The organism is Gemmatimonas aurantiaca (assembly GCF_037190085.1).
In the GTDB taxonomy this organism is placed as follows: Bacteria; Gemmatimonadota; Gemmatimonadetes; order Gemmatimonadales; family Gemmatimonadaceae; genus Gemmatimonas; species Gemmatimonas aurantiaca_A.
In genome coordinates, this window is record NZ_JBBCJO010000010.1 from 171,545 (window position 1) to 183,999 (window position 12,455).

Sequence of the window (12,455 nt, forward strand, 5' to 3'; positions counted from 1 at the left end):
GGCGTTCATGGACTCCGACTTGTTTGATGAGGCCCTCAGCGCCCCGACATCTTGCGTCCCGTCTCCACGGCGGCAAATCCGTTGTCGTCACGACGCTGCATGATGAAGACGGTCCATCCTTCTTTCATGCGCTGTTCCATCTCGGCCGGATTGTTCACGGGGAAACCGCACGGCACTTTGTATTCCTTGCAGGCAGCGAGGATCTGCTGTGCCGCCCGCTCCCGGCCGGCGGGATCGTCCCGGTAGACGCCGCCGAGTGTGCCGTAACCGGCGAAGATCTGTCCCACGCCCGGTACCGCGGCAATCTCGCGGGCGCGCGCCACTCCTTCCTTGCTTTCGATGATGACGCTCAGGAAGAGCTCACCGCGCTTGTTGAGCGGCCACACATCGGCTCTCTGCTTGTACTGATCGACGGTGAGTCCCCAGTACGCGGCGGCGGCGGCCAGTCCCGTATCGGGGCGCGTGCCCCCTGCCGATGCGAAGCGCATGGCCTTCAGCACATCGCGGACTTCGTCGGCCGATGAGACTTCCTCGGCGGAGATGTTCACGAGACCGGCATTGAGCTGACGGATGACGACCTGCTGCGCGCGCGCGGGATCCTCGTGCCAGATCCCGATCTTCGAGGAGAACGGATGTGTGCGGGCCGATCCGCCGGCCTTCCGGATCTCGTCGAGATAGCGATAGAACGTTTCGTTGGCCGCGGAGGTGAAGAGGAAGTCGGCTCGTGTGTAACCGACCGTCTCCTTCGCCACGTCGCTCAACACGATCGGTGGCAGTGGCGCCGGTGCGGGGGCGCCGGCGGGCGGGGCTCCGTTCGGTGCTCCATTCTGGGCTCCCGCAGGCGGCGCTCCCGGCGGGCCACCCGGACCACCCCGGCCTCCCGGCGGACCACCGGGGCCACGACGCACGATCGCCGGGTGGGCGATGCCGAAGATGGGCAGTCCCTTCTCCTGGACGGCGATGACCGGGTTCAGTCGGTCGGAGGCCTGAGCCGACGCGGCCGATGGAAGCGCGAGCACGGCGAGGGCACCTGCGGTGAACGCAAGAGCGTGGCGCATGATGTGGATTGGGCGGGAAGAACGGAGAGGAAGACGGCGGGAACGGACCGGAAATCTACCCGGAAATCTACGAAGGATCTCCGAAAAAATACGATATCGGACGGGTGCGCGTTGATACGCGGTCCGGCATGGTGTGTCGTTATGATTGAAGACACTCTCTCCCTGTCGCCAACGTGTCGTTTACGTCATGAGTCTGCATGTCGTGCTGGTGCATCCGGAAATCCACTGGAACACGGGCAATGCCGGTCGCACCTGTCTGGCGACCGGCGCGACGCTGCATCTCATCGAACCCCTCGGCTTCTCGCTCGACGAGCGCGAGGTTCGTCGTGCGGGGCTCGACTACTGGGAGCATGTGGACGTGCGCGTATGGCCCGACTGGGCGTCGTTCGAGGCCGTCCTCCCCACGCTGGGTGAACCCTTCTTCTTCTCCACCAGGGCGACGCGACTCTTCTGGGACGCGCCCCTCGGCGAACCCGACGATGTGGTGCTGATCTTCGGACGGGAAACCGGTGGCTTGCCGGACTCTTTGCACGAGCGCTGGGCCGATCGTTTTCTGGCGATGCCGATCGTGTCGCCGCTCGTGCGCTCTCTCAATCTTTCCACCAGCGTTGCCGTGGCGGTGTACGAGCGGCTGCGTCAACACCGACGGTGATGGCGATCATGACACACGACGATTCCGGACATGAAGCGCGCGCGGTCAGGCATGGTCCTTTCCCGGTGCAATTCCGCCGATTGACGGTGCTGCGTACCGAACGGGTCACGCCGCGTGTGCAGCGCGTGGTGCTTGGCGGAGAGGAGCTGGAAGGCTTTCACAGCGCCGCACCCGATGATCACGTGAAAGTCGTCTTCCCCACCGCGCAGGGACTGCATCTGCCGGTGCGGGGCCCCAGCGGTCTCGAATTTCCGCCCGACATCACGCCGCCGCCGATGCGTGACTACACACCACGGCGCTTCGATGCGGATCGTGGCGAATTGACGATCGATTTCATGCTGCACGATGCGGGACCGGCCACGGCATGGGCGCAATCGGCCCGCCCCGGAGATGTTCTGGGAATCGGCGGTCCGCGCGGATCCCTCGTGGTGGCCGATGCCTTCGACTGGTATCTGCTGCTCGGTGACGAGACGGCCATGCCGGCCATCGGGCGACGCCTCGAGGAACTGCCTGCCCATGCGCGCGCCATCGCACTGATCGAAGTGGAGGACGAACGGGAGCACCAGGCGTTTGTCAGTCGTGCGGATATCGCCGTCCGGTATCTCCATCGTCGGGGCGCCGCGCCCGGTTCGACGACCCTGCTGGACGATGCACTCGCGGCGTTGGTCTGGCCCGACGGGGAAGGCTTCGTCTTCATCGGCGGCGAGGCCGGTACGATGCGTCGTTTGCGCGAACAGGTGATCGAGGCCCGGCACCATCCCCGTGCGTGGATGAAAGCCAGTGGCTATTGGAAGCCCGGGGTCTCCAATCACCACGACTGAACCGTACGATCCGGTCGCGGCCGCCTGAATCGCCGGGGACACACCGACACGTTTTGCCGATAGCCGGTCCCGTGGCCGTTGCCGTCCGTAAGAATCCGCATTCGACGGGTGCGGTGCTCCATGGTATTGTTGATATTGTTGGAACTGACAACGAATGGACGATGCTTCACGTTCCCTTGAGAGGGTGGTGCTGCTCGGTCCCGTCGAGGGGAAAGATCGTGGTGGCTGGCGTTCGAAATATCGTACTGGCAGGGTTGATGATGCTCGGCGGCGCCACAGGCGCCGTGGCGCTCTCCGAAGGGCGGGCGCAGAGCGTGCCCGTGCAGGGAGCATCCGGTCGCGGCGGCCAGGGCACACCCATCACGTCGTTGCTTGGTCGGGTGTTGATGCCACGGCCATCGAACGCCGCAGTCGATAGTGCGCGTGAAGCGCTCGCCAGGCAGCCCAACGATCCCGATGTGCTGTTCGCGGCCGGACAGGCATACGATGGCGTCTGGCAGTTCGGTGAGTCGATCGCGCTGTATACCAGGGCCATCGCGCTGGCTCCCAAGGATGCGCGTGCGCTGAGTCTCCGCGGACAGCGTTATCTGTCGACCCGTCAGTTCGAGCGGGCCATCACCGATCTCGAACAGGCCCGCAGGCTCGCGCCGCAGAGTTTCCACAGCCTGTATCATCTCGGACTCGCCTACTACTACGTGGGGCGGTATGTCGTTGCCGCGTCCACGCTGGGCAGCTGTGCCGAGACCCCGCAACGGGTGCATGGCGCTCCGGGCACGGCGGTCACGCTCGACCGTCGTGACTGCGACGATCTGCACGATGGGTTGCGTTATGCGCTCGCTTCGTGGCGCTCGGCGGCGTTGTCGCGCGCCGGACGTCATGCGGAAGCGAAGGCCGTGCTCGAAAAACTTCCCGCCCCGCAGGGCGATGTGCCGGAGGGACGCTGGTATGTGGACGCGGTCGACATTGCCCGTGGACGCAAGCCCGACACCCTCTGGAATTCGGTCCGCGTGAATGGTGGTGGGGTGCTCACCATCGGCTATGCGCTGGCCAATCTCTCCATCGTGCGGGGCGACAGCATCAAGGGATGTCGCATTTTGCGTGAACTCGTGTCGCGCGAGGAGTGGCCCGGATTCGGCTACATCGCGGCGGAAGTCGATCTCGCGCGTGGGCGCTGCAACGGAGTGAAGTGAGCGCCCGATCGCATTGCCTTTCATAGCCCGCAAATGATCGGCTTTCTCCTGGCGTTGTTTCTGCTGCTCCCGGCGGTCATGCACGCTCAGGACGCCGTGGTGTTGCAGACGCCCAGGAAGCCGGGCAGTGTGCTGCTGGAAGCACCGGGCGAAGCCTGTCGTATCGCCACACTCGACGATCGGCCCGCATCGCGCGGCAACGACCGGCGATTCCGTTTCGATGCCGTCGCTCCGGGGCCGCACACACTGCAATGCGGCGGAACGGTGGAGCTGTATGTGCTCGATGGTGCGAATGTCCGCGTCACACTCGCTCCGGGCGCGCCGCCGCGATTCGATGGCCGTGGAGCACCGCTCAATCGGTATCTCTACGCGCCGCGGTCCATGAGTACCGCACTGCTGGCGGATCTGTGGGCCGAGGACGCCTCGGTGTTCGTTCCCGTCTGGAAGACCGCCTACGACGACGATCTGCGACAGATGCGCCGTGTCGCCGGCACCACGGCGGAGTTCCGCGAGCGGGAGGCCAGGCGGCTGCAATACCGGTTTGCGTTCGGCCGCGTGGTCCATCCGTACTTCCATTGGCGTGAGTCCGATGCGAATGCCATTGCGAGTACCATTCAGGCGGACACATCGCTGACCACGTTTCTCAACGGCCTCGCGCTCAACGACCCGCGCTGGATGTCGCTGCCGGAGCACGCGATGCTCGTGGAGGCATTCGTACACGAGCAGGCCCGGAACCTGCTGGCCGGCGATTCGACGTTGCAGCGCGGTGATGCCCGCTGGTTGCGTGCGGAGTTCCAGGTGGCGACCACACTCACCGACTCCTCGCTGAGGCATCGCACCATGAGCCGGTTGCTCTCCACCTGGGTCGACGACAACGGGAGCCGCGGTATCGATTCGGTTTATGCCAGATGGCTGACATATGGGGTCGACTCCGCGACTCGCCATCGCGTGGATTCCCTCGTTGCCGTCGACATCGGCATGCGACGTGGACATGCGGTGCGTGTCTATCGCACGGTGGATGGTGTGGATCTCGAAGCGCATGTCCTGCGTCCGCTGTTCGTGGACAGCATGGCCGTCACACCGGTCATGCTGTGGTTCCACGGTGGATCGTGGAACAGCGGGACCTGGTGGCATTCCCCGGGGGTGCTGAGTGTGTTGCAGCAGAATGGCGTGACGGTGGTGGCGATCGATCTGCGGACCGCCAATCGTTTCGACGGGGGTCCGCTCGACCAGGTGGAGGACGCGATACGGGCGTACGAATGGGTACGGAGCAACGCCGATGCCCTGCGTATCGATCCGCAGCGGGTCGGCGTGGCAGGGTTTTCGTCCGGTGCCACCCTGGCGTTGATTCTCGGTACGCGCGGGTTGTCGCTGCCCCTGGACAGCGTGAAGACGAATACGACCGCGCTTTCCGCTGCCACGGTGGGTCGGCAGTATCCCGCGGCCGTGCTGGCGGTGGGCGCCTGTGTCGATCCCGGGGGACTGGGTGAGGACGGCTACTATCGCAAGATGGTTGGCCGCCGGGCATCCGTGGCCGAGTTCACGCCGCTTCTGGCCGCCGATACCGGTCAGCCGCCGACCCTACTCGTGCATGCCGACGGCGATGAGTATTGTGACATCCAGCGTACGCGCGTGTTCGTGGAACGCTCGCAACTCGCCGGCAACCGCACGAGACTGAGCGAAGTGGCTGGTGCGGGGCATTTTTTCGGTTTCTACTATCCGCCGGGCCAACGTCAGATGCGCCGTGATATCGAAAACGCGTTGATGGAGTGGGGATGGAGGGCCCGGCCGTGAACGGTCCGGCATTCGGCATCCTGCTGGCCATCAGCTTCTGTCATCTGCTCAACGACATGATGCAGGCGCTGATGCCGGCCATCTACCCGAACATCAAGGCTGAACTCGGGTTGAGTTTTGCGCAGGTGGGTTTCATCACGCTCACGTACCAGATCACCGCATCGTTTCTGCAACCGGTGGTGGGGCTCGTGGCCGACCGACGACCCACCCCCCAGGCATTGCCGGGCGGAACGATCTTCACACTGGCTGGCCTGACGGTGCTGTCCGTGGCGCATCGATACGGCATGGTCCTGCTCGGCGCATGTTTGCTGGGCATGGGATCGTCGGTCTTTCATCCGGAATCGTCACGCGTGGCGCGCATGGCCGCCGGCGGGCGCAACGGATTGGCGCAGTCGTTGTTCCAGGTGGGAGGGAACGCGGGCAGTGCGCTAGGACCTCTGGCCGCCGCACTGGTGGTGGTGCGGTGGGGACAGGGCAGTCTGGCGTTTTTTGCGCTGCTGGCGCTGCTCTCCTTCGCGATTCTCTGGCAGGTGAGCCTCTGGTACCGGCATCACGGACTCGCCCGCCTCGAAGCGGGTCGGAAGCAGGCCGCGCAGTTTGCTCTTCCCCAGGGCATCGTGCGACGCGGGATCGGCATTCTGCTGATGCTCATCTTCTCCAAGTATGTGTATCTCGCGAGTCTCACGAGCTATTTCATCTTCTACCTCATGCACCGGTTCGGTGTCTCGGTGGAAGTGGCACAGTTCCACCTCTTCCTGTTCCTGGCGGCGGTGGCGGTGGGTACGGTGGCCGGCGGACCGGTGGGAGACCGCATCGGGCGGAAGTACGTGATCTGGATGTCGATCCTCGGCGTACTGCCGTTCAGTCTCATGCTTCCCCATGTGAATCTGTTCTGGACCGGCGTGCTCAGTGTCATCATCGGTCTGCTGCTGGCCTCGGCATTTCCGGCCATCGTGGTGTTCGCGCAGGAACTGGTGCCCGGCAAGGTGGGAATGATCTCCGGGCTGTTCTTCGGCTTTTCGTTCGGCATGGGCGGTGTGGGTGCCGCCGTGCTGGGGAAGCTGGCTGACACCTACAGCATCGAGACGGTCTACCAGATCTGTGCCTTCCTGCCGGCCATCGGTCTCCTGGCCGCCTGGTTGCCCGATGTCCGCCGGGCCACCCTGCCGCCGGGCTCGGAGGTGGTGGCCGAGTAGTTCGGGCGGTAAGGTCCTGACATGTCTGCCCCCGAGCATTTTGCGAAGGCGCTGGAAACGTTGGTGGACTCCGTGCGGGCCGATCGGGCCATACTGGCCGCGGTGCTGTGCGGCAGTCTGGCACACGACACCGTCTGGGCGCGATCCGATATCGATCTCGTGCTCATCACCGTCGACGACAAGCTGATTGCCAGCGGCGGAATGATTCTCGATGCGGACGGCATCAATGTGCACGCGATGTTGTTGCCACGCGCCGCATTCAAACGGCTGGCGGACGGGGCGCTGTCCAATTCGTTCATGCATTCGATGCTGAGCAAGGGCCGCATGCTGTACTCGCACGACGAGTCGCTGCCGCCCCTGCTCGGGCATATGCGCCGCATCGGTGATCGTGACACGCAGATCCAGATGCTGGGAGCGGCCACCGAAGCACTGGCCTGCCTGTACAAGGCGCGCAAATGGTTTCTGACACGGAGCGACTACGATTACGCAGCGCTCTGGATTCTCGCCGCGGCCACGCCGCTGGCGCGCATGGAAGTGATGCGTCATGGAGAACTCGCGGACCGCGAAGTGCTTCCCCGCGCACTGCCGCTCAATCGGCCGCTCTTTTCGATGATCTACACGGGAATGCTCAACACGCCAAAATCGCGGGAAGTCGTGGAGCAGGCGCTGGAAACGGCGGAGAGTTACATGCAGCAGCAGGCGGCGACATTCGGCAGGCCGATCGTGAGCTGGCTGGAGGAGGTGGGTGAAGCGCGCGCCTGCAGTGAAATCGATGCACACTTTCTGCGGACGCTGGGAGTCGAGCACGTCAGTGGCGCGTGCGAGTATCTCGCCGATCAGGGCGTGATCGGGCGCGCTTCCCTCACCGCCCGATTGACCAAAAGGAGCACCGCCGACGTGCAGGAGCTCGCGTTCTATGCGCTCACCCCACCACCAGACGTCTACTGATGGCCATCAGGAAAGCAGCAGCGAAGGCGGCAGCGGCGTCGAAACCGGCATCGAAGTCCGCGTCGAGATCCGCACCGAAGCCCGCGCCGCGCACCACCGTCGCCGTGCAGGGTGCGCGGGCGCACAATCTCCGCAACATCTCGGTGGAGATTCCGCGCGATCGACTGGTGGTGGTGACCGGGTTGTCGGGATCGGGGAAATCGTCGCTGGCTTTCGATACGATCTACGCCGAGGGCCAGCGGCGATACATGGAAAGCCTGTCGTCGTTCGCCAAGCGTTTCGTGGCGCAGGTGACCAAGCCTGATGTGGACTTCGTGTTCGGGCTTTCCCCCGTGATCTCCATCGAGCAGAAAACGATCGCGAGCAATCCCCGGTCCACCGTGGGGACGATGACCGATGTCGCGAGTTATCTCAATCTGCTCTTCGCGACGATCGGAGAACCGCACTGTCCCCGTACCGGTGAAGTCGTTCCCAGCCGTTCCGCGTCCCAGATCCTCGAAGCCCTGTTCTCGCTGCCGGAGGGCAGTGAGGTGGAGCTGCGGGCGCCGCTCTTCAAGGTGTATGGCGAAGAGCTCGATGTGGTGTTCACCGATGTCAGAAAGAAGGGATGCCGGCGTGTCGTCATCGATGGCACCCCATACGATCTGGCCGAACAGATCGAACTCGAAGCGTCCCAGGTATCCCATATGGATGCCATCGTCGACCGGTTCATTGTCAGGCGATCGAACGAAAAGGCCATCAAGGCGGCGATCGCGGCCACGCTGCTGGTGGGTGACGGACTGCTGCAGTTCCATGTGATCAAGGGGCCGAACAAGGTCGAGCTGTCGCGCTTCCATTCGGCCCAGAGCAGTCTCGCACAGCACTTCGTGTATGGCGACATCTCACCGGAATATTTCCAGTTCAACAACCCCGAAGCGGCCTGTCGTACCTGCGGTGGTCTGGGCGTGGACAAGCTCACGCACCCCGATCTGCTCATCCCCGATCCACGTCGGTCCATTCGTGGCGGCTGTTTCGTGCGCGAAGCGTATCGCTACAACCCCGACACGTGGGACGGGCGCATCATGTGGACGCTGTCCACGCTGCTCGGCTTCTCACTCGATACCCCGTGGCAGGAGCTCACGCCCGAAGCACGGCATGCCGTGCTGTATGGCATCGAACGTCGGTTCCGCACGGAGGCGCCGCCGGAGAGTACGGTGAAGCGCGCGGACTGGGATCGCCACGAGGTGGGTTTTGGGGGCATCGCACGCCGCATCGAGCGGCAGTATCGGCGGTACCGGCAACGGGGCGAGGGCGATTCACGCATGGAGGCGTGGCTCGACAAAGTCATGGTCGAACATACCTGCCCCGACTGTGAAGGCACGCGCCTGCGCGCCACCCGCCTCCTGTTCACGGTGCAGGGGAAGTCGGTGCACGATCTTGGCGCGATGCACTTCGATGAACTGCACGCGTTTCTGGGCATGGTGACGCCGACTGGCCGTGGCGCGGGCGCCGGCAGGCAGATTCTCGAGGAGATCCGCGCGCGGCTTGCTCTGCTATTGGGGATAGGTCTCGACTATCTCAGCTTCAACCGGCGCTCGGGCACGCTCTCGGGTGGCGAGTCGCAGCGTATCCGTCTGTCCACACAGATCGGCTCCGGTCTGATGGGGATGCTGTACGTGCTCGATGAACCGAGCATCGGACTGCATCCCAAGGACAATGCCAAGATGATCGCCACGCTGGAGCGGCTGCGGGACATCGGCAACACCGTCCTTGTCGTGGAGCACGACGAGGACACGGTGCGCGCCGCCGATCATATCGTGGAGATGGGTCCCGGCCCCGGTGTGCACGGCGGAACGGTGGTGGTTCAGGGCACCATCGACGACGTCCTGCGATGCAAGCAGTCTCCAACCGGACAGTTCCTGTCAGGGGCGCGTCATATCGCGCTGCCCGCGCATCGCCGCACCGGCAATGGCCAGCATCTGGTCATCCGAGGCGCCCGCGAAAACAACCTGCGCAATCTCACCGTCACGATCCCGCTCGGCACACTGGTCGCCATCACCGGTGCCTCTGGGTCGGGCAAGAGCACGCTCATCAACGAGGTGCTGTACAAGGCGCTCTGGAAATGGCTCGAGGATACGCGCACGCTGCCGGGGGAGCACGACGCGGTGGAAGGGATGGAGCATGTTCACAAGGTGGTGAGCATCGATCAGAGTCCGATCGGCCGGAACTCCCGCTCCAACCCTGCCACGTACGTGGGTTTCTACGACACCATCCGCGATCTCTTCACCGCGGCGCCACTTTCCGTGGAGCGAGGTTACAAGGCGGGGCGCTTTTCGTTCAACGTGAAGGGTGGACGCTGCGAGGAATGTCAGGGTGAGGGAGTGATCACCACGCAGATGTATTTCATGCCCGACGTGGAGGTCATCTGCGGTGCCTGCAAGGGTGGGCGTTTCAACCCCGAGACGCTCGATGTCACCATTCGTGGCAAGACCATCGACGACGTGCTCAACATGTCGATCGAGGAGGCGGTGTCGTTCTTCCGCGACGAACCGGTGATTGCGAGGCGCGTGGATGTGCTCGACGCCCTGGGGCTGGGCTATCTCACGCTGGGGCAATCGGCGACCACGCTGTCGGGGGGTGAGGCGCAGCGCGTGAAGATCGCCACGGAGCTGAGCAAGCTGCAGCGATCGAAGCACACGGTGTACATCCTCGACGAGCCCACCACGGGTCTGCATCTCGCGGATGTGGAGCGTCTGCTGCAGGCACTCAACCGGCTGACGGATGCCGGGCATACGGTCATTCTGATCGAACACCATCTGGACGTGATCAAGACCGCGGACCATGTGATCGATCTCGGTCCGGAGGGCGGGCACGCCGGCGGCATGATCGTGGCCCAGGGACCACCGGAAGTGATCGCCGCCACGAAAGCCTCACACACAGGGCGGTTTCTGCGGGAAAAGCTGCCCGTATCCGCGGCGCGAAACACCTCGGCACCGAAACAGCGCCGGACGAAGCAGTGACACGCTGCCGTGACATGTGGGTATTGCAGGTATGCGCCCTCTTTCCCGCTCCCGGCTAGCGGCCCGATACACTCTGGCCGCATGTGCACTGGCGCTGGCCGGTTGCAGTGATCCCACCAGCCCGCAGGAATCGGAACTCGCCGCCGCCCAGTCGCGCTGGCGAACGGTCAGCCCGACATCGAACAGCTATGTCATGCGACAGCAGATCCTCTGTTTCTGCGCTTTCGCAAACAGCGAGTTCGTGGTGACGGTGGTCAATGGCGCAATCACGTCCGTTGTTCCGGCCGTGCCGCCGCAGAACGGACTTCCGGCGCCTGAGCCCCGCTATTTTCGCACGATCGATCAGCTCTTCGCCGAGGTGCACGGCGCGTTGAAGAAGCCGGGGACGCTGAAGGAGGTCACCTACGATCCGGTGGCGGGTTACCCGAACCGTCTGTCGCTCGATCCGGTGCTCGATGCGATCGATGATGAGGTGGCCTACGTGACACGAGGGGTGGGACCCGTTCCCTGAAAAAGTGGGGCCCGGCCGGTAAACGTCCGAGGACCGGGCGGTATCATATCCCGTGTGCTCTTCCGCTCCCCCTGAGCCCCGGTCTGCACCCCGCCCCTGAAATCCGGGCGGTACCGACCGCGATCGACCCCGTCGTGCGCGCCGCGCAGGACGGGGATGCCGAGGCATTCGCCGCACTCTACGACGCGCACGCGTCCCGGCTCTTTGCCCTGGCCATGGGACTCACCGGAGACCGGCGGATGGCGGAGGAACTGGTCCAGGATACCTTCGTGCGCACGTGGGAACGTCTGACATCGTTCCGCGGAGAATGTGCATTCTCCACGTGGTTGCACCGGGTGGCCCTGAATGTGCTGCTCGTGGGCGAACGCAGTCGGAAACGTCGGGCGTTGCGGGTGGCGATCGTGGCGGATCTGGCGGGCGACAGTGACGGCAGCGGACCCACGCTGGAAAGCCCGACCGCGGACCGGGACCCTGGTCTGTCGATGGATCTCGAATCGGCGATTGGCCGTCTGCCGGCGGGGGCCCGTGCGGTCTTCGTGATGCACGACATCGGCGGATATGCACACGCGGAGATTGCGACGCAGCTCGGGATCGCCGAGGGGACATCGAAAGCTCACCTCTTCCGTGCGCGACGCCTGTTGCGCGGGATGCTCGACCCATGACCAACGCTCACAGCCCCGCGCCGATGGAAGGCATGGAAGGCGATGTCTGTACCCGCGTGAAGCAGCATCTGCCCGCGTATCTCGATGGCACACTCGATGCCGCAACGGCATCGGGGATGGAAGCCCATGCCGCCGTGTGTCCGGTCTGCGAGGAGTTGCTCGCCGCCGCGACCGTGCGAACCGTTTCGTACGAGCCGACGCCGTCCATGGCGCTGCGTGATGCGACGCTGCGCGCGGTGGCGGATCGGCGTCGGATGCATCAGTGGCGACGGGGAGGCATGATGGCCGCACTGGCCGCGGCCGCCGTGTTCATGATCACGCTCGTTGCGCGTCATGATGCGCAGGGACCCGCGGGAACGGTGCTCGCCGACAGTGGGCGTATGGCGGCGCACGCGACACCGGAGCGGTTCACCGGATCCGTCAGGGCGGCCGTGGGAGAAGCCGAGGCGTTGGCGAATGCGCAGGCCGCGTCGGAGTTTTCGGCGCTCGATGCGGCCATGCAGGAACTCGATGCCGCGCTGGTGGCGACCCCGGACGATGCGGAGCTTCGCCTGTTCCGCTCCACGATCAGAACGCGCCGCGATGAGCTGGAGCGGCGCGTGCGGGACGCCGCCTCGTGATCGG

Annotated in this window: 11 protein-coding genes; 10 read left to right on the forward strand and 1 reads right to left on the reverse strand. The window is 64.6% G+C overall.

Translation table 11 applies throughout. The annotated features are described in order from the left end of the window. Positions 1-35 precede the first annotated feature (35 nt). Positions 36-1,058, reverse strand: a complete 1,023-nt coding sequence (locus WG208_RS13030; protein ID WP_337171802.1) for an aldolase/citrate lyase family protein — start codon at positions 1,056-1,058, stop codon at positions 36-38. Positions 1,059-1,245: 187 nt separating this feature from the next. Here WG208_RS13030 and WG208_RS13035 point away from each other — a divergent pair, with 187 nt between their 5' ends. The 10 genes from WG208_RS13035 to WG208_RS13080 all read left to right on the forward strand — a co-directional run bounded on the left by WG208_RS13035 (position 1,246) and on the right by WG208_RS13080 (position 12,451). After that, a complete protein-coding gene (locus WG208_RS13035; RefSeq protein WP_337171803.1) occupies positions 1,246-1,710 on the forward strand; it encodes a tRNA (cytidine(34)-2'-O)-methyltransferase in 465 nt (154 codons plus the stop codon). Between the two features lie 8 nt (positions 1,711-1,718). Then, positions 1,719-2,531: a siderophore-interacting protein gene (locus WG208_RS13040; protein WP_337171804.1), complete on the forward strand. Its 813-nt coding sequence runs from the start codon at positions 1,719-1,721 to the stop codon at positions 2,529-2,531. A 221-nt stretch (positions 2,532-2,752) separates the two neighbouring features. After that, complete coding sequence (locus tag WG208_RS13045; protein ID WP_337171805.1) at positions 2,753-3,721, forward strand: tetratricopeptide repeat protein; 969 nt, start codon at positions 2,753-2,755, stop codon at positions 3,719-3,721. 33 nt (positions 3,722-3,754) lie between these two features. Next, positions 3,755-5,515, forward strand: coding sequence for an alpha/beta hydrolase (locus WG208_RS13050; protein ID WP_337171806.1), 1,761 nt, complete (start codon positions 3,755-3,757; stop codon positions 5,513-5,515). Continuing rightward, positions 5,497-6,711: an MFS transporter gene (locus tag WG208_RS13055; RefSeq protein ID WP_337171807.1), complete on the forward strand. Its 1,215-nt coding sequence runs from the start codon at positions 5,497-5,499 to the stop codon at positions 6,709-6,711. The genes WG208_RS13050 and WG208_RS13055 overlap by 19 nt, the downstream gene beginning before the upstream one ends. Before the next feature lie 21 nt (positions 6,712-6,732). Further along, complete coding sequence (locus tag WG208_RS13060; RefSeq protein WP_337171808.1) at positions 6,733-7,659, forward strand: hypothetical protein; 927 nt, start codon at positions 6,733-6,735, stop codon at positions 7,657-7,659. Then, the gene (gene uvrA / locus WG208_RS13065) at positions 7,659-10,658 is read left to right on the forward strand and encodes an excinuclease ABC subunit UvrA (protein WP_337171809.1); all 3,000 of its coding nucleotides are present in this window, start codon (positions 7,659-7,661) and stop codon (positions 10,656-10,658) included. Before WG208_RS13060 ends, uvrA begins: the two co-directional genes overlap by 1 nt. A 31-nt stretch (positions 10,659-10,689) precedes the next feature. After that, the gene (locus WG208_RS13070) at positions 10,690-11,169 is read left to right on the forward strand and encodes a DUF6174 domain-containing protein (protein ID WP_337171810.1); all 480 of its coding nucleotides are present in this window, start codon (positions 10,690-10,692) and stop codon (positions 11,167-11,169) included. Between the two features lie 134 nt (positions 11,170-11,303). Beyond that, positions 11,304-11,831: a sigma-70 family RNA polymerase sigma factor gene (locus WG208_RS13075; RefSeq protein WP_337171811.1), complete on the forward strand. Its 528-nt coding sequence runs from the start codon at positions 11,304-11,306 to the stop codon at positions 11,829-11,831. Beyond that, positions 11,828-12,451, forward strand: coding sequence for a zf-HC2 domain-containing protein (locus tag WG208_RS13080; protein WP_337171812.1), 624 nt, complete (start codon positions 11,828-11,830; stop codon positions 12,449-12,451). Before WG208_RS13075 ends, WG208_RS13080 begins: the two co-directional genes overlap by 4 nt. Positions 12,452-12,455: the final 4 nt, after the last annotated feature.